General features: G+C 37.7%; 22 protein-coding genes and 1 pseudogene. 18 read left to right on the top strand and 5 right to left on the bottom strand.

The annotated features are described in order from the left end of the window. Positions 1-59 precede the first annotated feature (59 nt). The 7 genes from ACFFIX_RS02370 (at position 60) to ACFFIX_RS02340 (ending at position 6,055) form a co-directional block, all read left to right on the top strand. The gene (locus ACFFIX_RS02370; protein WP_378930099.1) at positions 60-764 is read left to right on the top strand and encodes a DUF2953 domain-containing protein; all 705 of its coding nucleotides are present in this window, start codon (positions 60-62) and stop codon (positions 762-764) included. A gap of 14 nt (positions 765-778) precedes the next feature. Continuing rightward, the gene (gene ytfJ / locus ACFFIX_RS02365) at positions 779-1,258 is read left to right on the top strand and encodes a GerW family sporulation protein (protein WP_378930097.1); all 480 of its coding nucleotides are present in this window, start codon (positions 779-781) and stop codon (positions 1,256-1,258) included. Between the two features lie 102 nt (positions 1,259-1,360). Further along, complete coding sequence (gene tpx / locus ACFFIX_RS02360) at positions 1,361-1,861, top strand: thiol peroxidase (RefSeq protein WP_378930095.1); 501 nt, start codon at positions 1,361-1,363, stop codon at positions 1,859-1,861. A gap of 245 nt (positions 1,862-2,106) precedes the next feature. After that, positions 2,107-3,105, top strand: a complete 999-nt coding sequence (locus ACFFIX_RS02355; protein WP_378930093.1) for a class I SAM-dependent methyltransferase — start codon at positions 2,107-2,109, stop codon at positions 3,103-3,105. 271 nt (positions 3,106-3,376) lie between these two features. Beyond that, entirely contained in the window at positions 3,377-4,564 is a 1,188-nt protein-coding gene (locus tag ACFFIX_RS02350; protein ID WP_378930091.1) for an acetate kinase, read from the top strand. A 107-nt stretch (positions 4,565-4,671) separates the two neighbouring features. Further along, positions 4,672-5,526 carry an EcsC family protein gene (locus ACFFIX_RS02345; protein ID WP_378930089.1) on the top strand — a complete coding sequence of 285 codons (855 nt, stop codon included), beginning with the start codon at positions 4,672-4,674 and terminating at the stop codon, positions 5,524-5,526. Positions 5,527-5,542: 16 nt separating this feature from the next. Next, positions 5,543-6,055, top strand: a complete 513-nt coding sequence (locus ACFFIX_RS02340; RefSeq protein WP_378930087.1) for a MogA/MoaB family molybdenum cofactor biosynthesis protein — start codon at positions 5,543-5,545, stop codon at positions 6,053-6,055. A 31-nt stretch (positions 6,056-6,086) separates the two neighbouring features. Here the strand turns inward: ACFFIX_RS02340 and ACFFIX_RS02335 are convergent, their stop codons facing one another. Next, positions 6,087-6,404 carry a hypothetical protein gene (locus ACFFIX_RS02335; protein WP_378930085.1) on the bottom strand — a complete coding sequence of 106 codons (318 nt, stop codon included), beginning with the start codon at positions 6,402-6,404 and terminating at the stop codon, positions 6,087-6,089. Positions 6,405-6,592: 188 nt separating this feature from the next. Here ACFFIX_RS02335 and ACFFIX_RS02330 point away from each other — a divergent pair, with 188 nt between their 5' ends. The 8 genes and pseudogenes from ACFFIX_RS02330 (at position 6,593) to ACFFIX_RS02295 (ending at position 14,323) form a co-directional block, all read left to right on the top strand. Continuing rightward, entirely contained in the window at positions 6,593-7,792 is a 1,200-nt protein-coding gene (locus ACFFIX_RS02330) for an argininosuccinate synthase (RefSeq protein WP_378930083.1), read from the top strand. Next, positions 7,789-9,166: pseudogene (gene argH, locus ACFFIX_RS02325) on the top strand (argininosuccinate lyase). The gene ACFFIX_RS02330 and the pseudogene argH overlap by 4 nt, the downstream one beginning before the upstream one ends. A 74-nt stretch (positions 9,167-9,240) precedes the next feature. Beyond that, entirely contained in the window at positions 9,241-9,402 is a 162-nt protein-coding gene (locus ACFFIX_RS02320) for a hypothetical protein (protein ID WP_378930081.1), read from the top strand. 303 nt (positions 9,403-9,705) lie between these two features. Continuing rightward, complete coding sequence (locus ACFFIX_RS02315) at positions 9,706-10,467, top strand: SDR family oxidoreductase (protein WP_378930079.1); 762 nt, start codon at positions 9,706-9,708, stop codon at positions 10,465-10,467. Between the two features lie 140 nt (positions 10,468-10,607). Next, on the top strand, positions 10,608-11,729 hold the full coding sequence (gene ald, locus ACFFIX_RS02310; protein ID WP_378930077.1) for an alanine dehydrogenase: 1,122 nt from the start codon (positions 10,608-10,610) through the stop codon (positions 11,727-11,729). A 129-nt stretch (positions 11,730-11,858) separates the two neighbouring features. Next, the gene (locus tag ACFFIX_RS02305) at positions 11,859-12,539 is read left to right on the top strand and encodes a metal-dependent hydrolase (RefSeq protein ID WP_378930075.1); all 681 of its coding nucleotides are present in this window, start codon (positions 11,859-11,861) and stop codon (positions 12,537-12,539) included. A gap of 99 nt (positions 12,540-12,638) precedes the next feature. Beyond that, a complete protein-coding gene (locus ACFFIX_RS02300) occupies positions 12,639-12,878 on the top strand; it encodes a hypothetical protein (protein ID WP_378930073.1) in 240 nt (79 codons plus the stop codon). 128 nt (positions 12,879-13,006) lie between these two features. Continuing rightward, positions 13,007-14,323 (top strand): DRTGG domain-containing protein, encoded by a 1,317-nt coding sequence (locus ACFFIX_RS02295; RefSeq protein WP_378930071.1) that lies wholly within the window; start codon positions 13,007-13,009, stop codon positions 14,321-14,323. Positions 14,324-14,399: 76 nt separating this feature from the next. Here the strand turns inward: ACFFIX_RS02295 and ACFFIX_RS02290 are convergent, their stop codons facing one another. Further along, complete coding sequence (locus ACFFIX_RS02290) at positions 14,400-14,699, bottom strand: YtpI family protein (protein ID WP_378930364.1); 300 nt, start codon at positions 14,697-14,699, stop codon at positions 14,400-14,402. Between the two features lie 146 nt (positions 14,700-14,845). Between ACFFIX_RS02290 and ACFFIX_RS02285 the strand changes: the two genes are divergently transcribed. Further along, the gene (locus ACFFIX_RS02285) at positions 14,846-15,781 is read left to right on the top strand and encodes a DHH family phosphoesterase (RefSeq protein WP_378930069.1); all 936 of its coding nucleotides are present in this window, start codon (positions 14,846-14,848) and stop codon (positions 15,779-15,781) included. A 115-nt stretch (positions 15,782-15,896) separates the two neighbouring features. Here ACFFIX_RS02285 and ACFFIX_RS02280 read toward each other — a convergent pair whose 3' ends face one another. From ACFFIX_RS02280 to ytrH, 3 genes are all read right to left on the bottom strand, one after another. Next, complete coding sequence (locus ACFFIX_RS02280) at positions 15,897-16,088, bottom strand: YtzJ family protein (RefSeq protein ID WP_378930067.1); 192 nt, start codon at positions 16,086-16,088, stop codon at positions 15,897-15,899. Between the two features lie 117 nt (positions 16,089-16,205). Then, on the bottom strand, positions 16,206-16,709 hold the full coding sequence (gene ytrI, locus ACFFIX_RS02275; RefSeq protein ID WP_378930065.1) for a sporulation membrane protein YtrI: 504 nt from the start codon (positions 16,707-16,709) through the stop codon (positions 16,206-16,208). After that, on the bottom strand, positions 16,706-17,041 hold the full coding sequence (gene ytrH, locus ACFFIX_RS02270) for a sporulation membrane protein YtrH (protein WP_378930063.1): 336 nt from the start codon (positions 17,039-17,041) through the stop codon (positions 16,706-16,708). The genes ytrI and ytrH overlap by 4 nt, the downstream gene beginning before the upstream one ends. A 184-nt stretch (positions 17,042-17,225) precedes the next feature. On the opposite strand from ytrH, the gene dnaE reads away from it, so the two are divergent. Both dnaE and ystJ read left to right on the top strand, forming a co-directional pair. Then, positions 17,226-20,594: a DNA polymerase III subunit alpha gene (dnaE, locus tag ACFFIX_RS02265; RefSeq protein WP_378930061.1), complete on the top strand. Its 3,369-nt coding sequence runs from the start codon at positions 17,226-17,228 to the stop codon at positions 20,592-20,594. A 134-nt stretch (positions 20,595-20,728) separates the two neighbouring features. Beyond that, positions 20,729-21,964: an NADP-dependent malic enzyme gene (ystJ, locus tag ACFFIX_RS02260; protein WP_378930059.1), complete on the top strand. Its 1,236-nt coding sequence runs from the start codon at positions 20,729-20,731 to the stop codon at positions 21,962-21,964. Positions 21,965-21,973 lie beyond the last annotated feature (9 nt).

The following is a 21,973-nucleotide window of genomic DNA, read 5'->3' as shown; positions in this document are numbered from 1 at the left end:
CTTAGAATATTTTCTTTACCATGAGGCGATAATGGTAGATTGAAAGGACGTGTATTCAAGTGGCATGGATAATCGGTATTGGTTCTTTTCTCTTATTTGTCCTCATTTTAATCATCATAACAAAGATTACAGTAACTTTGGATTTAAATCACGTTGGAGATGATGATCATTTTAAAGTGAAATTAAGAGCTTGGTTTGGTTTACTTCGTTATACAATTAACATTCCACTTGTTAAAGTTAACGATGATAGCCCGAATCTAATTGTCAAGAAAGAAAAGACGCTTGGGAAGGAAGGTAATCAAAAATCCTCAGAAAACGAAGATGAAATTTCCCCCGAAGATGTGTTAACTGATTTAAAAGATATAAATGAATTTGTTCAGCATATTGTCGGGTTACATAAAATTGTGAGTAAATTCTTGAAAAAAATAAGCATCTCGCGTTTTGAATGGCATTCACAAATTGGAATCGGTGATGCTGCTTATACGGGAATGTTAATAGGTGCGGCTTGGTCAATAAAAGGTGGAGTTACCGCTTTATTCAGTAGCTATATGAAACTTAAATCCAATCCGATCTTGACAATTACACCGGAATTTAATCGAATGTGCTCAAGGACAAAGCTTCAATGTATTTTTCACTTTCGAATCGGGAATGCTATGGTAGCGGGTTTACGTTTCGTCAAATATTGGAAGGGCGGTCGTCCACATTTTATTAACAGACCTTTTTCCTTTATTTTTGGCGACGATAAGAAAAACAAATCAGTTTAAAGGAGGCTACTTACATGAGTGATCACCCAATTCAAGGATTAATGAAGACTGCGATGGAAAACTTAAAACAGATGATTGATGTAAACACAATCGTGGGTGACCCTGTTGAAACACCAGATGGCAGTGTCATTTTGACTGTTTCAAAAGTAGGGTTTGGTTTTGCAGCAGGTGGAAGTGAGTTTGGAGCAAACGGAAATGACGGAAAATCACACGAAGGCGATAACAAAGGTTCTAGGATGCCATTCGGTGGTGGTAGTGGTGGCGGAGTCTCTATTACTCCAATTGCCTTTTTAATCGTAGGAACAAACGGTGTTAAGATGCTTCATTTGGATGAAAGCACACATCTTTATGAAAAAATCCTGGAAGCAGCGCCGCAAACAATTGATAAGATTCAAGGTATGTTTAAAAAAGGTCAAAAAAATAACCAACAACCTGATCTAAACCCAAGCCAAAACACAACCGCACAACATACTAAACAAGATTTAGATATTTAACTGCCGACCAGGCAGTTTTTTTTTTTAGTTCATAAAAATTGATAAATGAAAAAATTAACGCTATATTTACACTGTACATACTTAAAAGGGAGGAATAACGGCATGGCAAACATTACGTTTAAAAACAATCCTGTAACATTGAAAGGTAACGAGGTAAAAGTGGGGGATTCAGCACCTGATTTTACAGTTTTAGCGAATGACTTATCACCTGTGACTTTGGCTGATTCTAAAGGTACTGTTCGACTAATTTCAGTTGTACCATCTATTGATACTGGAGTTTGTGATGCACAAACAAGACGTTTTAACGAAGAAGCTTCAAAGTTAGGCAATGTACAAGTTTTAACGATTAGTGTGGATCTTCCATTTGCACAAAAACGTTGGTGTGCTGCGAACGGACTTGAAAATGTAAAAACATTATCAGATCACCGTGACCTTTCTTTTGGCGAAGCTTATGGAGTTGCCATTCAAGAACTACGTTTACTTGCACGCGCTGTATTCGTTGTAGATGGCAATGATAAAGTGGTTTATGTTGAATATGTAAGTGAAGCAACAAACCATCCGGACTATGAAGCAGCTTTAGAAGCAGCCAAGTCTGCACAATAGGACACCGTCCTGCAAACCTCAGCATTTGCTGGGGTTTTTCATTTTTACTGAAACACTTTTGCAAGGATGAGATGCGAGTCAAGTTTAAAATTTTGGTCAAATGTCAGTTAAAGTGATCGGATAAGTAGCAAAAGTGGTGGGAAAATCACAATAATGTCTGCGATAATAGCATTAGCGTTATGATACAATATACCTTTTATAGGATAAAATAAAGAGAAGACATGAAGCTTAGAGGAGGATTTACCATGCAAGCGATCTCGAATGTCGAGAATCTTTTTGCAGTTTTAAATGAAACCGCAGAAATTATTGCAAAAGAACTGAATGTAGCATACATAGAAGCACTTTCAGAAACAGGAGAAAACATCTTCCACGGTTCGATCTTACAAGAGGAACTGAGCGAGATTTCAGTGAAAGGTTTAAAGCGTAGATATGAAAGTGTGAAGATTGATTTATTTTCAAATGAAGAGCTTCGTAAGGCCTATCAATTGGCTATCTTAAAGGGTCTAAAAGAAGGGGCCCATCCAAATCATCAAATGACACCGGATACGATCGGTTTATTCCTCGGCTATTTGGTGAATAAATTTATCGGGTCAAAAAAAGAAATATCGTTATTAGATCCTGCAGTAGGAACAGGTAATTTATTAACGACAATCCTGAATTCGCTGACGGTTGAAACGGTTGATAGTTTTGGTATTGATGTTGATGATCTTCTCGTTAGACTTGCCTATATTAATGCAAATTTACAGGAACACCCTGTACAGTTTTTTAATCAAGATAGCTTAGAACCTTTGCTAGTGGATCCAGTCGATTTTGTTGTGAGTGACCTTCCAGTTGGATACTATCCAAATGCTGAAGGTGCCAAAAAGTATGCTTTAAAAGCGTCTGAAGGTCATTCCTATTCACATCATCTGTTTATTGAACAAAGCCTAAACTATACAAAGTCAGCTGGATATTTGTTTTTAATCGTTCCGAACTCATTGTTCGATACAAAAGAAGCACCAAAGTTAAACGAACTAATTAGAGAGCAAGCTTACATCCAAGGCTTCATTCAATTGCCATCTAACCTATTTAAAGAAGAACAACATGCCAAAAGCATATTAGTACTACAGAAAAAAGGAAACGGTGTATCAGCACCTAAACACGCAATGCTCGTTAACCTTCCAAAGTTTTCAAACAAAGAAGCCATGCAATCAATCATGAAACAAATCGAGGAATGGTTTCAAGTGAATAAAAATATAAAATAATCATAAGAAGAATGGAGAACTAATTAAATGGTTCTCTTTTTTTTGTTTTCAACACCAAGCCATCATATAAACCGATCTAAATTCGGTGAATTATGCGAATTCATTGATTTTTTATTGTAACCGATTGCATCTATACTCGACTCTTGAAAAGTGTCAGTGGCAGTGTTTAAATGAGAAAGGCAGATAATATTCGGTTTCATTTTGTAAAGACTATAAGAGATTAAGAAATTGACAAAATGGACTGGTTTTATAAAAAGGAGCGGTAACTAAAATGGTAAAAATTATAGCAATTAACGCGGGAAGCTCATCTTTAAAATTTCAGCTTTTTGATATGCCCAGTGAAACGGTTTTAACAAAAGGGCTTGTAGAACGAATCGGCTTAGATAATGCGGTTTTTAGCATAAGTGTTGCTGGAGAAAAGCAAACAGACGTTACGGATATTCCAGATCATGCTGTTGCTGTTAAAATTCTTTTAGCTAAATTAACGGATCTTGGTATTATTAAAAGTTTAGATGAAATCGATGGGATTGGTCATCGAGTTGTTCATGGTGGAGAAAAATTCACAGACTCTGTTCCGATTACGGCTGAAACGCTTAAGGAAATTGAGGTTTTATCTGATCTTGCACCACTTCATAACCCAGCCAATGTCGTAGGAATTAAAGCATTTAAGGAAGTATTACCAAATGTACCGTCAGTAGCCGTTTTTGATACGGCGTTTCACCAAACAATGCCTGAGCAGTCATTTTTATATAGCTTACCTTATGACTATTATGAAAAATATGGAATTCGTAAATATGGGTTTCATGGTACAAGCCATAAGTATGTTTCAGAAAGAGCGGCAGAATTACTCGGTCGCCCTGTAGAGCATTTGCGTTTGATCTCTTGTCACTTAGGTAACGGTGCAAGTATCGCAGCAATTGAAGGCGGACAATCTATAGATACTTCGATGGGATTCACTCCACTAGCAGGTGTTGCAATGGGTACTCGTTCTGGTAACATCGATCCGGCTCTCATTCCATATATCATGGAAAAAACAGGGGATAGTGTTATCGAAGTTTTAGATACACTTAATAAAAAGAGTGGACTTCTTGGAATATCTGGTTTATCTAGTGATTTGCGTGATATCGAGCAAGCGACTGAAGATGGGGATAACCGAGCAAAAACTGCGCTTGAAGTGTTTGCTAGCAGAATCCATAAATACATTGGTTCATATGCAGCGAGAATGTCTGGTGTAGATGCGATAATTTTCACAGCTGGCATAGGTGAAAACAGTACTGAAATTCGTGCACGAGTACTCAGAGGCCTAGAATTCATGGGCGTTTATTGGGATCCGGCACTAAATAAAGTACGTGGTGAAGAAGCGTTTTTAAGCTACCCACATTCACCCGTAAAAGTACTTGTAATTCCGACAAATGAAGAGGTTATGATTGCACGTGATGTCGTGCGATTATCAAACTAAAAGTCTTCATAAGTAAAGGCAGCCACAATTAAGTGGCTGCCTATTTATGTTATAATAAGGGAAACTAGACGTAAAAAAAGCGGTTGCTAAGGGAGGCGAAGATTTCAATGGATTCTACTAGAAATCAAGAAATCTTAAATGAGATATATGCTTGGGAAGCAGGGTTACAAGAAGATCACAGATCCGATTTTATACGTACATTTAATAAATGGTTAAATAACAAAATGGAAAACATCCCAGAATCTGCAAAGAAATTATTTCTAGAAACCTTCGATAAAAGTTTATTCTATCTTCACTCCTTCATTCAAAACACTCAAATACAGCAAGATGCAAGAAATCAAATTTTATTGTCTGCTCGAGCACTAAACCAAGATATAAAAACATTTGAGGACTTACAAAGTCTATCACTCGATCAACTACATTACATATCTGATTTACAAACTTCCAAGCATCGCTTATATTCACTTATGCAAGGTGGGCTAACAGGAACAGGTGGACTATTACTAGCAGGTGTAGATGTTCCCGCTCAAACTGTTTTAAACCTGCGTGCTGTACAAATGGTTTCGATGTGCTACGGTTTTGAAGTGAACACACCATATGAAATGATGACTTCATTAAAAGTTTATCATGCTTCCCTCATGCCAAAACATCTAAAATACAAACAGTGGCTTTCCTTGAAAGAGGAATTGAATGAAAATGAGTATTCACGTTATTTTTATGAAGGAATTGAAGAGTTAGCTGATGAAGCGAGTCTAGAATTTTTAGCAAAGCAAATCGTAAAACTATCAGCTATTTCGTTAGTGAAAAAGAAAACCTTGCAAGGAATTCCGTTGCTAAGCATTGTAATTGGTGCCAGTATGAATTATCGTCTCACACGACAAGTGACTGATTTTGCAAATAATTATTATCAATATCGATTGATTTTAAAAACTTCAGAATTAGATCAACTTCATAATTACTAAAAAGGAGGAACTAAAGTTGAGCAGTATTGAGCATAAAAGTGAAGCGCCTTCCCAAGTGAGATGTAAGATCATTACAGTTAGTGACACGAGAACGATCGAAACAGACAAAAGCGGAGCATTAATGAGAAGTCTGATAGAAGGTAGCGGCCACTTGATCGTAGAGCATATGATTGTAAAAGATGAAGAAATGCACATTCGTGAAGCCGTTCTTCAAGGCTGTGAGCAGAAGGAAATTGATGTTGTGTTAACAAATGGAGGCACTGGAATTGCCAAGCGAGATGTGACCATTGAAGCTGTCGGGAAAATAATTGAGAAAGAAATACCTGGATTTGGAGAGCTTTTTAGAATGTTAAGCTACCAATATGACATTGGATCTGCAGCACTATTAAGCAGAGCAATTGCAGGTGTGGCTGGCAATACTGCTATATTTGCAACGCCAGGCTCAACAGGAGCGGTAAAGTTAGCAATGGAAAAGTTAATCCTACCTGAATTGGGCCATGTGGTTAGAGAAGTAAAGAAAGACTTGTGATGAGAGAACAGACTCTAAGATGGTCTGTTCTTTAATTATGTGCTTTCTCAAAAGACACACTTTGCGACATTCGAAACCAGAGCCATAAATCATTGATGATGGAGGCTAGTTCTGAGATATTCTCATTTATTTCACAGGATTTCTTAAAGTCGTCTTCGTTGTTTAACTGTTCTTGTTTACCGTTAATTTCATCTTCAAGCTCCGCAATTCGATCTGGGATGCTACCGCGAATGATTTCCCACTCCAATAAAATTGCCTGTTGTTTGCTATGATCATACAGGTTCCAGTCCAAATCTAAGTCAGGAATTTTTATTTTTAATCTTGAATTATAGATGAAATATTTCTCCACTGAAACACCCTCCAACCCTTCTAACATCTCATTCTACATCAATTTTTTTAGAATTTCTACGAAAGTTCTATGAAAAAAAATAGAAAATTGTATTGACGAACAGTAGAACAAATTGATAAAGTGATACATACAAAATGTATTATTATAAATTTAAATTTATTTTTATACAAATAAGGAGGAAATCATAAATGAAAAAAGTGGTGTTAGCTTATTCGGGTGGTTTGGATACATCTGTTGCAATTAAATGGCTTGAGGAAAAGGGCTATGCAGTTATAGCATGTTGCCTTGATATTGGAGAAGGAAAGGATCTTGGCTTTGTGCAACAAAAAGCATTACAAGTGGGTGCTGTAAAATCATTTGTAATTGATGCAAAAGAAGAGTTTGCAAAAGAGTATGCTTTGCTGGCTTTGCAATCACACGCACTCTATGAAGGCAAATATCCGTTAGTCTCAGCATTATCTCGTCCTTTAATTGCTCAAAAACTAGTAGAGGTTGCTGAAAAAGAAGGAGCGGTTGCAGTTGCACATGGTTGCACAGGAAAAGGAAACGACCAAGTGCGCTTCGAAGTATCAATCCAAGCGTTAAACCCTGATCTAGAGGTACTAGCACCAGTTAGAGAGTGGAGCTGGTCTCGTGAAGAAGAAATAGAATATGCACAGAAACATCAGATTCCAATTCCAATTCAGCTTGATAGTCCTTACTCTATTGATCAAAATTTATGGGGACGTAGCAATGAGTGTGGAGTGCTCGAAGATCCGTGGGCTGAGCCACCAGAGGGTGCATATGAATTAACAACACCACTTGAAAATACACCTGATCATCATGAAATGATTGAAATTTCTTTTGAACAGGGAGTACCTGTAGCAATAAATAATGACTATTATCCATTACACACACTTATCTTAAAGCTCAATGAACTTGCAGGAAAACATGGTGTTGGAAGAATTGATCATGTTGAAAATCGTCTTGTTGGAATCAAATCGCGTGAGGTTTACGAATGTCCAGCAGCAATGACGTTAATCAAAGCGCATAAAGAATTAGAAGACTTAACTCTCGTAAAAGAAGTGGCCCATTTCAAACCGCAAATTGAACAAAAGCTAACAGAGCTTATTTATAACGGATTGTGGTTTTCACCATTAAAAACTGCATTGCAAGCATTCCTAGAAGAAACGCAGAAGCATGTTACAGGTGTTGTGCGTGTGAAGCTATTTAAAGGTCATGCAATTGTTGTCGGAAGAAAGTCGGAGTATTCTCTTTACGACGAAAAGCTGGCTACTTATACAAAAGCAGACGCGTTTGATCATAATGCAGCAGTTGGATTTATTTCACTTTGGGGTCTGCCAACAAAGGTAAATAGCATGGTGAAAAACAATAAGGTGAACGCATGAAAAAATTGTGGGGAGGCCGTTTTCAGAAAACACCTGAAGAGTGGGTTGATGACTTTGGAGCATCGATTCACTTTGATCAGGCACTAGTAGAAGAAGATATCACAGGAAGTCTAGCGCATGTAGCAATGCTAGGAAAATGTGAAATAATTACTAAAGAAGAAGCAAAACAAATTAAAGACGGCCTTCATACTCTTTTAGAAAAAGCAAAACAAAACCAACTAACCTTTAAGATTGAATATGAGGATATTCATTTAAATCTTGAAAAATTACTCATTGACGAAATTGGACCTGTTGGAGGAAAGCTTCATACAGCAAGAAGCCGGAATGATCAGGTTGCAACAGATATGCACTTGTATTTACGGGAGCACGTCCATTCAATTGTTGAGCGAATAGAGGGACTTCAGCAAATTCTTTTAACAAAAGCTGAGAGTCATATCGAAACAATTTTACCCGGATATACTCATTTACAAAGAGCTCAGCCAATCTCATTTGCACACCATTTATTAGCCTACTTCTGGATGCTAAATCGTGATAAACAGCGTTTTACAGAATCATTAAAGCGAATCAATATCTCGCCACTAGGTTGTGGTGCTCTTGCAGGAACCACGTTTCCAATTGATCGCCACTATACGGCAGAACTGCTTAATTTTGAAGGAATTTATGAAAACAGTTTAGATGGTGTAAGTGACCGAGATTTTATTGCAGAATTTCTTAGCAATAGCTCACTCGTTATGATGCACCTTTCGCGTTTTTGCGAGGAACTGATTTTATGGTGTTCACAAGAATTTAAGTTTATTGAATTAGATGACACCTATGCAACGGGAAGTAGCATGATGCCACAAAAGAAAAATCCAGATATGGCAGAGTTAATTCGTGGGAAAACTGGAAGAGTATACGGTAATTTAGTTTCTTTACTTACAATATTAAAAGGACTGCCGTTAGCCTACAACAAAGACCTTCAGGAAGATAAAGAGGGAATGTTCGATACGGTCAAAACGGTAGAGGGAAGCTTGCAAATCTTTACGGGAATGATTGAAACTTTAACGGTAAACAAAGACACGATGAAAAAGGCAACAACAGAGGACTTTTCAAATGCAACCGAATTAGCAGATTACCTTTCTAAAAAGGGTATGCCTTTTCGCGAAGCACATGAGGTGGTCGGAACACTTGTTTATGAATGTATCAAAAAAAGATATGTACTTAAAAGATCTGTCTTTAGCTGAGTACCAGCAAGCATCCTCCTTATTTGAAGAAGACTTATTTGTAGTGATTGATCCGTATGAAGCAGTAAGAAAACGTATGAGTGAAGGTGGCACTGGATTTGAGATGATAGAAGTAGCCATTAAGAAAGCGAAAGCAACTCTTACTAATTAAAAAGTATAAGCTCCTCACTTTAACGAGAAAATAGAAATGAATAAACTTCGCCGTTAAAGAGAGGAGAAAATAATTTGCAAGAAAGAAGAATCAACAGACAAACGTATTACTACGATCATGAGGGCGATATGGAAACCATGCAACAAATCACTGATTCTTATTCAAGTGGAGTAGTTGAACAACAAAACGAGCAAAACTTTCTTCAAGAGCATTTTCAAGTAAGAAAAGATAGTTAGAGTAGACTTACGTTGCTTAAAGAAATGTAAGAGAGGGTGGAAACGATAGGATATAGTCCTTATCGCTTCACCCTTTTTTTGTCGTTTAGATGATCAGGAACTCTGTCAAGTAAAGTATTCATAATGTCCGCCTTTTAAGATGCATTACTCTTATTTTAATTATTTTTAAACAAGTTTATTGTAAATTTGATTTGAAATCAGCACAATAGAAGTAGTGAAAATAATAGATATAGAATATAGATTAAATAGGAATATAAATGTTTTTATTTTATTTTGAGCAAGTAGTTGGGGAGGATCCATATTGTGAGACATGCCTTTATTACGGCAGGTGCAAAGGGATTGGGTAGAAAAGTGACAGAAGAGTTTTTACAAAGGGGATATTCGGTCACAATTAATTACCGAAGTGATTCAGAAACTGTTGAAGAAATGAGAAGCAACTTTTCACAACTTAGTGAACGAATGCTGTTCATCCAGGGAGATGTTACGAAGAAAGAGGACTTAGTCAGAATGATTGATGTGACGATGGAGCGATTTGGACGCATCGATTGCTTAATTAATAATGCAGGACCGTATATTTTTGAGAGAAAAAAACTTTCAGACTACACTGATGAAGAATGGTATGAGATGATCGAGGGTAATTTGAGTTCAGTGTTTCATTTGTTTAAAAAGGTTGTTCCAATCATGCGTTCGCAACATTTTGGCAGAATTATTACATATGGTTTTCAAGGCGCAGAGTCTTCGCCTGGTTGGTTGCATCGATCTGGATTTAGTGCGGCGAAAGTAGGGTTAGTTTCTCTTACTAAATCAATTAGCATTGAAGAAGCAGAATTTGGAATTACTGCAAACATGATCTGCCCAGGAAATATAGTCGGGGAGATGAAAGAAGCAACCATCCAATTATCTAGAGAAATAAGAGATTCACAAACACCAATTGGTCGTTCTGGCACTGGGGAAGATATCGCTAGAACGATAGCCTTTTTATGTGAAGATAATTCAGATATGATTACTGGTTCTGTTATTGAAGTGACAGGGGGAGCGAATGTCATTCACCGATTCCACTCCTAATAAGTGAAATTTTGTTAAAAGTGACCAATAGCCTACATTTTAAGCTTTCCTTCTAACTTAAGTTTTCATAAGATACATTACGGTAATACTGAATGTATTGTGTTTTATCGTAAATGCTAGTTAGAAAAGGAGGTAACAAGATGAAAATCGGTATCCCAAAAGAAATCAAAAATAATGAAAGTCGTGTAGCGATGACTCCAGCAGGCGTCGTTCATTTAGTCAATTCAGGTCACGAGGTTTACATCGAAACAACTGCTGGCCAGGGTTCAGGCTTCACAGATGAGCACTTTGTAGTGGCTGGAGCAAGCATTGTTGAATCTGCCGGACAGGCATGGGCGATGGACATGGTCATGAAAGTAAAAGAGCCTCTAAGAGAAGAATATGACTATTTTCGTGAAGGACTTATTTTGTTTACTTATTTACACCTTGCACCAGAACCAGAACTTACAATTGCACTTATCGAAAAGAAAGTCGTCGCGATTGCATATGAAACAGTGCAGTTACCAAATGGTTCACTGCCACTGTTAACACCAATGAGTGAAGTCGCAGGGCGGATGGCTTCCCAAATTGGCGCACAGTTTCTAGAAAAGCCACAAGGTGGAAAAGGAATCCTTTTATCAGGTGTGCCAGGTGTCAATAGAGGTAAAGTTACGATTATAGGTGGTGGAGTAGCAGGAACTAACGCTGCAAAAATTGCTGTTGGACTTGGTGCAGAAGTAAACATTTTAGATGTTAATCCAGAGCGATTACGTCAATTAGATGATATTTTTGGAAAAGACGTGACAACGTTAATGTCAAATCCGCTAAACATTGCTGAATCGATCATTGACTCAGATCTTGTCATCGGTGCGGTTTTAATTCCGGGAGCAAGGGCACCAAAGCTAGTTACAGAAGAGGTCGTGAAATCGATGACAGATGGATCAGTTATTGTCGATATTGCCATTGATCAAGGTGGAATTTTTGCAACGACCGATCGAATTACAACCCATGATGATCCGACCTATTTAAAATATGGGGTTTTACATTATGCTGTAGCAAATATGCCAGGAGCTGTGCCAAGAACATCAACGTTTGCGCTGACAAATGTGACGGTTCCTTACGCTTTACAAATTGCAAATAAGGGCTACAAACAAGCATGCTTAGAAAATGAAGCACTCTTAAAAGGAATCAATACGCTAGATGGTTTCGTCACCTATAAAGCGGTTGCCGAATCACACGGACTTTCCTACTCAGATGCAAGAAGTCTCTTTCTCGGCGTATAGGTGGGTTGTACCTAAGCATTGTTAGACGTTCATTCTCTATCTTTTCAGCACATTTAAATTGCTTATCCTGTGACAATCTATCTCAATTTTAGTACCATTACTAGTATCAAATGTTGTGGGGTGAGTAAATTGGAAATTTCATATCATGGTCATTCAGTTGTGAAGGTTGAAACAAATGGAAAAACAATTATCTTTGATCCTTTTATCACTGGAAATGGATTAACAGATTTAAAAGCTAACCAACTAAAAGTAGATGTGATTCTATTAACACACGGACATAATGATCATGTCGGGGATACAGTTGAACTTGCTAAAAAGAACAATGCGCTTGTTATTGCACCGTTTGAATTAGCTGCATACCTTGGATGGCAGGGTGTGAACGTTCATCCGATGCATATAGGAGGAGCTCATACATTTGAGTTTGGAACTGTTAAGTTAACTCAAGCTTTTCATGGCTCAAGCTACGAAGAAGAAGGCCAGAAAATTGTCTACACTGGAATGCCCGCAGGAATCCTGTTAAGCAATGAAGGGAAAACGATTTTTCATGCTGGAGACACAGCGCTATTTTCTGATATGAAAATGATTGGAGAACGCAATTCAATTGATATCGCCTTTTTACCAATCGGAGATAATTTTACGATGGGACCAGACGACGCAATTGATGCAGCGAAATGGCTACAGGCAAAGCGAGTGGTGCCGATTCACTTTAATACGTTCCCAGTTATCGAACAAGATCCACGTGCCTTTGTTGACCGGTTGCCAGAGGGAATAGGTAAAGTTCTTGAAGTTGGAGAAAGTATAAAATTATAAAATGGGTATTCGAAGTGAGTGTTTTCATTCGCTTCTTTTTTTTGCCCTCTTAGCATAAAAATAAACTATGGCAAGCTAAACAAAGGAGAGGAAGAAGAAGTGAAAAACTTAGTTTATACGGTACTAGCCATGTTTCTATTATTTTTTGGATTAACAAATCTAACGTTTACTGGCGACACAGCACAAAGTATGTTTATTTTTAGCTGGATAGGATTGGTTATTTTTGTTATTGGAGGAAACTTGGTTCATCATTTGTACTTTAAGAAAAAGCGAGTAGTGAAGCTTAACAATTCTTTTTACCGTTACTCTAAAAAGGAAAAACAACGAGCACTTCATTGATATAAATGAACATCACCCTTATAATTATAATTGGAAATGTGTGTTTGAAAGACTTCAAACACATTAGAATCGCAGCACCCCAACCTAGCGGGGCGCTTGGACGCCATTTTAATAAAGGGTGAAAGAGCTTGACAACAAAACATGAACAAATTCTCCAATATATTCAATCACTACCAGTCGGTGAAAAAATTTCCGTTCGGCTGATAGCAAAAGATATTAATGTAAGTGAAGGAACGGCATACAGAGCAATTAAAGAAGCTGAGAACAAGGGCTATGTTAGTACAATCGAGCGTGTTGGTACGATTCGAATTGAAACAAAGAAAAAGGAAAACATTGAAAAATTAACATACTCCGAAGTTGTAAATATTGTAGACGGACAAGTCCTTGGTGGACGTGGCGGCCTGCATAAGACGTTAAATAAATTTGTCATTGGTGCGATGAAGCTTGAAGCCATGATGAGGTACACAGGTCCAGGGAATCTACTAATCGTTGGTAACCGTACAAATGTTCATCGTTATGCAATTGAGGCGGGCGCTGCTGTACTTATTACAGGTGGCTTTGACACAGATGATTCTGTAAAAAAGCTCGCTGATGAACTAGAGTTGCCAATTATTTCAACAAGCTATGATACCTTTACAGTAGCGACCATGATAAATAGAGCGATATATGATCAATTGATAAAAAAGAAAATTGTTCAAGTAGAGGACATCTTAACTCCTCTCGAGAATACGGTGTGTTTAAATACAACAGATACGGTAGAGAAATGGTTTCAGTACAATACAGAAAGTGGACATGGTCGATTCCCGGTTATTGATCAAAATTTAAAAATACAGGGGATTATAACTTCAAAAGACATCATGGGGTATGACCGTCATACCACGATCGACAAGGTGATGACCAAAAACCCAATTACCGTAAATGGAAAAACATCAGTTGCATCTGCCGCTCAAATGATGGTTTGGGAAGGTATTGAGGTTCTTCCTGTTGTGGATGCTCAAAACCGTCTTGAAGGAATGATCAGTCGCCAAGACGTTCTAAAAGCTTTACAAATGATTCAACGGCAGCCACAAATTGGAGAGAAAATTGACGACATTGTCACAAATCAATTTGTATCGGTTGATGATGAAAGTAACCGTGGTAGCACCTTCCGCTGTGAAGTAACTCCCCAAATGACCAATCATCTCGGGACGATTTCATATGGTGTTTTTACAACACTCGTAACCGAAGCAGTAAATCGTTACCTTCGTTCACAGAAAAAAGGTGACATCTTAGTTGAAAACATTACAATCTATTTTATTAAACCAGTTCAAATGGAAATGATCCTCGAAATTCAACCGAAAATCCTTGAAGTAGGGCGTAAATTCGGAAAAATTGATGTAGAGGCCTACAGCAACGGTACCGTCGTTGGAAAAGCCATGATGATGGTGCAGCTAATTGAAAGATAATACTCTGTAAAGTGAAAACAGACCAGCCTGTGTAAACAAGCTGGTCTGTTTTTTCTTTTAGCAATATAATTCAGTTTCAGTTCTTCTCACTAGCTTCCTTGATTGCAAGTGGTGAATAATGCTTGAATGCACGGTATCCTGCCCAACAGCTACCTATTCCGACTATCACAAAAACAATGCCAATCACTAGCGAGACAGTTGATCGATACATGAACAGCTGATTGAGTCCAAAAAATAACACGAATACACCTAAAGCAATACTCGATTTAGATGAAATCCACTGTTTCTCATACGGTTTTCTGCTTCTATAAAATTTCACTTTATAGTAAAGATAAAAGGATAACGAAAAAATAATCAAAATAACAAAAATAGGCAATGTAAATCCTCCAATCGTCAAAATAACCTCTTTTATTTTACCATGGAAAAATAGAAAAGCGATATACATGCTTAGACATTCTCCCTTTTCTTCATCATATAGTTTGTGCTTTAATAATGAGTAAGAAGTACATAAAGGAGATTACGATGAAAAAACAAATTTTAAGCACAATTCAAGAGTATGATACGATTATTTTGCATCGCCATGTACGACCAGATCCTGATGCTTATGGATCTCAATGTGGATTAGCTGAAATTATTAAGGCAACTTATCCTGAGAAAAATGTCTATGTAGCGGGTAAAGGTGAGCCTTCACTCGAATTTCTCTACAAAATGGACAAGATTTCTGATGAACAGTACGAAGGCAGCCTAGTAATTGTTTGTGATACAGCAAACGTAGATCGTGTCTGTGATCAACGATACACACTCGGGGACAAGATCATAAAAATTGATCATCATCCAAACGAAGATCCTTATGGTGATTTACTTTGGGTTGAAACGTCTGCAAGCTCCGTAAGTGAAATGATTTATGAGTTATATCTTGATGGAAAAGAATCTGGACTCATTCTCCCCCTAAAAGCAGCAGAGCTTTTGTATGCAGGAATTGTTGGAGATACAGGTCGCTTTTTATTCCCTAGTACTACGAACAAAACGTTTCGATATGCTAGTGAATTAATCGCAGAGGGTATCCCATTTACAAAACTCTATGACGAGCTGTATCGGACAAAGGCAAATGTAGCAAAACTTAGCGGATATGTATTACAAAACTTTCATTTAAACTCATCAGGTGCAGCCTCAATGAAGCTATCAAAGCAGCTACTAGAAGAATATGAGGTAACTGCTTCTGAAGCGTCACAGCTTGTTGGTATGCTCGGTAACATAGATGGTGTAAAAGCATGGGTCTTCTTTGTTGAAGAAGAAGACCAAATTCGTGTAAGGCTTCGCTCAAAAGAAATTGTGATTAACGGGTTAGCGAAGGATTACAATGGTGGTGGTCATCCACTAGCAGCAGGAGCATCTGTCTATACCTGGGAGGAAGCCGATATTGTTTTTTCTGAGTTAATCAAACTTTGCGTAGTATAAATGTAGAGGGCTCGTAGCCCTCTATTAGTAAATGAAATAACTTTTGATGGATGTCAGATTGAGGACTTAACATGGAGAGCTTGAAGATAATTACTGAGAAAAGTGATAAAGCACTTTATTCTCTGACCCGATTTGGAATAAACCAAAATCCAAAATCCGTAATATCTTCATGTACATCCAATTTTAATAATTGAATTTCTTTTTTTATTAAATCAGCAAGCTCCGCGGACTCAACATAAGCAGAATAGCCACTTTGAATTCGATCCATTTTTTCTTGTGTAACCCTCCGACGGTTTAAAATATACATGTGGATCCCTCCATCATTCGTTTTTAATCGTAACTTCTTTTTTTTTACATATTCTTATTTTATCGAATGACAGTTAGAAACGCGATCAATTTATGAAAAATTCAAAAAACATTTACATTACTTAGCAAAAGCTACTTCAATTTCGATATAAATGGTTGTAAATAAGACAAACTCAGTAACCTTTACTTTGTATTCTTTAGCATCCATTTTATATATTGTATTCTCAATCGCTTTTTTGATTAATTTTCGATTCGAATAAACACTTTCGATGTCCTTGGCAATCACATCAGATAAATCATCTTTTACCCTTTTTTCAACATTGTATGTCATAAGGGTGTTGAAGTGAAACCGTTCTCCATTCATAAGCTTAACGCGAATATCTTTAACTGTAAGTTTTTCTTCATTTTTTTTATTAAGAAGGTCTACATCTTCCCTCCATATTTTGTTTTGATTTTCAAGAACTTGAATGATGTCTTTTTGCTTTTGAATGGTTTTAACCTGATCCTCCTGTAAGATTCCGAAAATAAATAAAAACACACACCAACTCACAATTGCGCCAATGATCATGCCAGCAAAGAAGCGTTGCCATGTAGGTAATCGGTAGTAAGGTGGTATTCTCATGTTGGATCTTCCTGTGTAAGCCATGAGATGATTAACCATCCAGTTTGAGCCCCACCCATTGCTGAAATAATTAATAAAATTTGTTTGACAACATCTCGTGTTTCACCCTCAAAGATTCCTCGTTCAAAGCTATAAAATGCATCAAAGGTTCCGCCAATCGCAGCAACAAGAGCCCAAATCTTTAGACGGTTGGCAAATAGGTACATTTTTGATAGTGGAGGATCTCCAGCCAAAAAAGCTCCGATTCCACCAATAATTGTCCCACCAAGCAACACACCTAGAGCAATAAAATAACCATTTATGAAAGCAGGCATAAACGCCTCTTTTTCCATCAATATCACCCTTTCTTAACACTATATATATATGGACGAACCCTTACAGATATGTTTTAGAAAAGTACATTCTTTTCAAAGTCTTATTTGTGTCGCTCTAATTCTAGGAATATAATAAAGGATGAATGATATGATAGAGTAAATAAATATAATAGAAATTCTTATAGAAAGGTGGGTGAGAAAAATGCCTTTCGTTCACCTTCAAGTTCAGAGCGCTTATAGTTTGTTAAACAGCGCTGCAAAATTAGACAAGCTCGTTCAAAGAGCGAAGGAACTACAATTTAATGCATTAGCAATTACCGATTTTCATGTAATGTATGGGGCTATCGCGTTTTATAAGCTATGTCAAAAATATGGTGTGAAGCCAGTTATCGGACTTACGGCTTCTATCAAGGGAGATCACGAAGAAAGCACCCCGTCCTATCCACTAATTCTTCTTGCTGAAAACAATCAAGGGTATCAAAATTTATTAAAAATCAGCAGTGTACTGCAAACAAAATCACCTGAAGGTTTACCAGAAAAATGGTTAAAAAGGTATAGTAATGGTTTGGTTGCGATTACGCCCGGAGTAAGTGGTCTAGTCGAACAGTTGCTACTCCAGCGCGAGGAAGAGCAAGCCATTCTTACGATTAAAAATTATCAGTCCATTTTTGGAAGGAATTCTTTTTACGTTGGAATCCAAAATCACCAAAGCAGTGAAGGGAAATTGCTTCTTGATTCACTCGTGCGTATGTCAAAACTGACTGAAGTACCTTTGGTCGTAACAAACGATGTAAAGTATATTGAAAAAGATGACGCATTTGCACATAGATGCGTACTCGCGATTAAAAACGGGACAAAGCTGTCAGAAGACAATCATGATTCGGAGCAGGGAAGTGAATATTATTTAAAGCCTGCAACGGAAATGGTGTCTCTATTTGAAAACTATCCTGATGCACTAGAAAACACGCTGAACATTGCAAAGCGATGTAATGTGACATTAGAGCTTGGTACAACGCATCTCCCAAGCTACCCTACACCTGAAAACACACCCGCAGACGAATATTTAGAAAGACTTTGTTATGACGGATTAAAACAGCGGTTTCAACAACCAGAAGATACATATTATAAGAGACTAACCTATGAACTCGATATTATCAAAAAGATGAAGTTCAGTGATTATTTTTTAATTGTCTGGGATTTTATGAAGTACGCGCATGAGAAAGGTATTTTAACAGGACCAGGTCGAGGCTCTGCTGCAGGATCGCTTATTTCATACATCCTTAAAATTACCGACGTTGATCCGGTGAAACATCGTCTTTTGTTTGAGCGATTCTTAAACCCTGAGCGAATATCGATGCCTGATATTGACATTGATTTTCCTGATAATCGACGAGATGAAGTAATTGACTATGTTGCAAACAAATATGGCAAACTGCATGTTGCACAAATTATTACCTTCGGAACACTTGCTGCGAAAGCTTCGATTCGTGATATTGGTCGTGTGATGGGGGTGTCAGGTAAGGATGCCGACTTCCTATCCAAACAAATTCCATCAAGACCAGGAATAACGCTACAAGAGGCGGTTAAGGAATCAGCCAACTTACGAAAGGCACTAGACGAAAACGAACTACTAGCTAAAATTTTTCATACAGCTATGAAAATTGAAGGATTACCAAGGCATGTTTCAACACATGCAGCAGGTGTTGTTCTTAGTGAGCAGCCGTTAACAGAAGTAATCCCAATTCAAGATGGGCAAAATGGAATTTACCTAACGCAATACTCAATGGATTTTTTAGAAGACATTGGTCTCTTGAAAATGGACTTCTTAGGTTTACGAAACTTAACCTTAATAGATGCGATTAAGCACTCAGTTGAAAAGGCTAAAGGAATTAAAATTGATTTTAGTAAAGAGTCTTATGAAGATTCTAAAACATTCGAACTGCTTTCAAAAGGAGATACGACAGGAGTATTTCAACTCGAATCAGAAGGTATGAGAAGTGTTTTAAGAAGGCTAAAGCCGACAAATTTAGAAGATATTGTCGCAGTTAATGCTCTGTTCAGACCAGGTCCGATGGAAAATATTCCGTCCTTTATAAGTAGAAAACATAAAGAAGAGACTGTTCACTATCTTCATAGTGATTTAGAGCCGATCTTAAAAACAACCCATGGTGTAATTGTTTATCAAGAACAAATAATGGAGATCGCCTCTACAATGGCTGGCTTTTCACTAGGAGAAGCGGACTTACTCAGAAGAGCTGTTGGTAAGAAAAAGAAGGAAATTCTTGATAAGGAACGCGATCATTTTGTGGCAGGGTGTATAGCAAAGGGCTACCGTGAACAAATTGCTCATAATGTGTATGATCTCATTGTCAAATTTGCAAATTATGGTTTTAATCGAAGTCATGCTGTTGCATATAGCATGGTTGCCTATCAGCTCGCCTATTTAAAGGCACACTATCCTTTGTATTTTATGGCTGCTCTCCTTACGAGTGTAAATGGAAATGACGACAAAATCGCTCAATATGTACGAGAAGCAAAACAAATGCAGCTGATTATTCTACCTCCGTCTATTAATGAAAGTGCTTATCCGTTCTTAGTGGAAAAAGAGGCAATTCGATACAGCCTTGCTGCGATAAAAAATGTCGGTGTTGCTGCAATTAAGGAAATCTTTCATGCACGGAAGAACAAGCGCTTTGCTGATTTATTTGATTTTTGTGTACGAGTCTCAACAAAAGCTGTAAATAGAAGAACATTGGAGTCGTTAGTGTTTTCTGGAGCAATGGATGAATTCAATGTTGATCGGGCGACATTGCTTGCAAGTCTTGATGTTGCACTCGAGCATTCAGAATTGTTTTCATCTGATGAAGACAATCAATTTGATTTATTTTTAGAAGAAGAACTTACACTAAAGCCTAAGTATGTAGAGGTAGAAGCATTTAAAATTGAAGATAAGCTTAAGTTTGAAAAAGAAGCATTAGGTTTTTATTTTTCGAGTCACCCAGTTGCTCCGTTAAGACCCGCACTTCAACAGCTTGGTGCTAAATCAATTATTGACCTATCACAACAAATAGCTCGCAAAGTGAAAACAGCTGGCTTTATTACAGCGTTCAAAACAATTCGAACCAAAAAAGGAGAGGTAATGGCCTTTTTAGAGATTGGTGACGAAAGTGGTGAGGTGGAAGCCGTTATTTTTCCTACAACCTACACGAAGCATAGTGAATTATTGAAGCAGGGAGTGATTCTCCTATTTGAAGGGAAAATGGAGAGTCGCGACGATCGGAAGCAGTTAATCATCCAACACGTTCAGCCTCCATCAAATTTAAGTGTGCCTTCGCCTAAAACTAAATTATTTTTAAAGATTGACGAACGCTCTCTTACGGAGGGGAAGCTTCATCAAGTGAAATTGAAGATAAAAGAATTTAAAGGATCCACACCTGTATACCTTTATTATGAGGAAGAAAAGAAAACGGTTCAGCTTCAGGGCGATTATTTAGTTTTTCCAACTACTAATTGTCTAAATCAATTAAAGGACGTACTTGGAGAAGCTAATGTTGTTTTAAAGGAAGAGTAACTGCTTTCACCTCAAACTAGTAGGGAAGTTAAGAAAGGCAAGTCTTTACAATAGTAGGATTTGTGTTATCATTTATTAATGATTATTAGTGGTCAGACCACTGAAATGGTCGATCGTAGAGGAGTGAATTAGATATGTCATTGAGAGAAGAAACATTACATATGCACCGAATTAATAGAGGGAAATTAGAAACCACATCAAAGGTACCTGTCCGAAATTCCGAAGATCTTAGCCTAGCATACTCTCCAGGTGTCGCAGAACCTTGTAAAGATATATATGATGATAAAAATAAAGTCTATGATTATACAATGAAGGGAAATATGGTTGCAGTAGTAACGGATGGAACAGCGGTCCTAGGACTAGGAAACATAGGGCCAGAGGCTGCACTTCCAGTTATGGAGGGAAAAGCTGTTCTCTTTAAGAGTTTTGCTGGAGTTGACGCGTTTCCAATCTGCTTAAATACAACGGATGTAGAAAAAATCATTGAAACAGTTAAGCTACTAGAACCAACATTTGGTGGAGTAAACCTAGAAGATATAGCTGCACCCAATTGCTTTGTCATTGAAGAGCGCTTAAAAAAAGAGACAAACATACCAGTTTTTCACGATGATCAACATGGAACAGCCATTGTGACAGTAGCTGGTCTTGTGAATGCACTAAAATTGGTTGGAAAGAGCATGTCAAATATTCGCGTTGTAGCGAATGGTGCAGGCGCAGCAGGAATTGCCATTATTAAGCTCCTTTACCGTTATGGTGTAAGAGATATTATTATGTGTGATTCAAAGGGAGCAATATTTGAAGGCCGTCCATATGGTATGAACAATGTGAAAACAGAAGTAGCAAAGTTCACAAATCGTGATCTTACTGAGGGCTCACTCGCGGATATTATAAAGAAGTCGGACGTGTTCATTGGTGTTTCTGTTGAGGGAGCACTGACAAAAGAAGTTGTTCAATCAATGAATGAGAATCCAATTATTTTTGCAATGGCGAACCCTGTTCCTGAAATTATGCCTGAAGATGCGAAAGAAGCGGGAGCAATGGTTATAGGAACTGGTCGTTCAGATTTCCCGAACCAAGTGAATAACGTCCTAGCTTTTCCAGGGATTTTCCGTGGCGCTCTAGATGTTAGAGCTACTCATATAAATGAACAAATGAAAATTGCTGCAGTTGAAGCGATTGCTTCCTTAGTGAGCGATACTGATTTAAGTCCTGAGTATGTAATCCCAGGTCCTTTTGATCCACGAGTTGCACCAGCAGTAGCGGCAGCTGTAGCAAAGGCGGCGATGGAAACAGGAGTAGCTAGAATTAAAATGGATCCTGAGGAAATAGCTGAAAAAACAAGACAGCTTGCTACAATTGGTGAAAAGTGAGTGATTCTT

The sequence above is a fragment of the Metabacillus herbersteinensis genome (assembly GCF_042433335.1).
Lineage (GTDB): Bacteria > Bacillota > Bacilli > Bacillales > Bacillaceae > Metabacillus > Metabacillus herbersteinensis.
Note: the sequence above shows the minus strand (reverse complement) of the source record. Positions and strands in the feature narration are given on the sequence as shown.

Bases quoted from the DNA above. Each gene is read 5' to 3' on its own strand.
- ytfJ (WP_378930097.1), top strand. From the start codon at position 779: ATGAGTGATCACCCAATTCAAGGATTAATGAAGACTGCGATGGAAAAC.
- tpx (WP_378930095.1), top strand. From the start codon at position 1,361: ATGGCAAACATTACGTTTAAAAACAATCCTGTAACATTGAAAGGTAAC.
- ACFFIX_RS02355 (WP_378930093.1), top strand. From the start codon at position 2,107: ATGCAAGCGATCTCGAATGTCGAGAATCTTTTTGCAGTTTTAAATGAA.
- ACFFIX_RS02350 (WP_378930091.1), top strand. From the start codon at position 3,377: ATGGTAAAAATTATAGCAATTAACGCGGGAAGCTCATCTTTAAAATTT.
- ACFFIX_RS02345 (WP_378930089.1), top strand. From the start codon at position 4,672: ATGGATTCTACTAGAAATCAAGAAATCTTAAATGAGATATATGCTTGG.
- ACFFIX_RS02330 (WP_378930083.1), top strand. From the start codon at position 6,593: ATGAAAAAAGTGGTGTTAGCTTATTCGGGTGGTTTGGATACATCTGTT.
- ald (WP_378930077.1), top strand. From the start codon at position 10,608: ATGAAAATCGGTATCCCAAAAGAAATCAAAAATAATGAAAGTCGTGTA.
- ACFFIX_RS02285 (WP_378930069.1), top strand. From the start codon at position 14,846: ATGAAAAAACAAATTTTAAGCACAATTCAAGAGTATGATACGATTATT.
- ACFFIX_RS02280 (WP_378930067.1), bottom strand. From the start codon at position 16,088: ATGTATATTTTAAACCGTCGGAGGGTTACACAAGAAAAAATGGATCGA.
- ytrI (WP_378930065.1), bottom strand. From the start codon at position 16,709: ATGAGAATACCACCTTACTACCGATTACCTACATGGCAACGCTTCTTT.
- ytrH (WP_378930063.1), bottom strand. From the start codon at position 17,041: ATGGAAAAAGAGGCGTTTATGCCTGCTTTCATAAATGGTTATTTTATT.
- dnaE (WP_378930061.1), top strand. From the start codon at position 17,226: ATGCCTTTCGTTCACCTTCAAGTTCAGAGCGCTTATAGTTTGTTAAAC.
- ystJ (WP_378930059.1), top strand. From the start codon at position 20,729: ATGTCATTGAGAGAAGAAACATTACATATGCACCGAATTAATAGAGGG.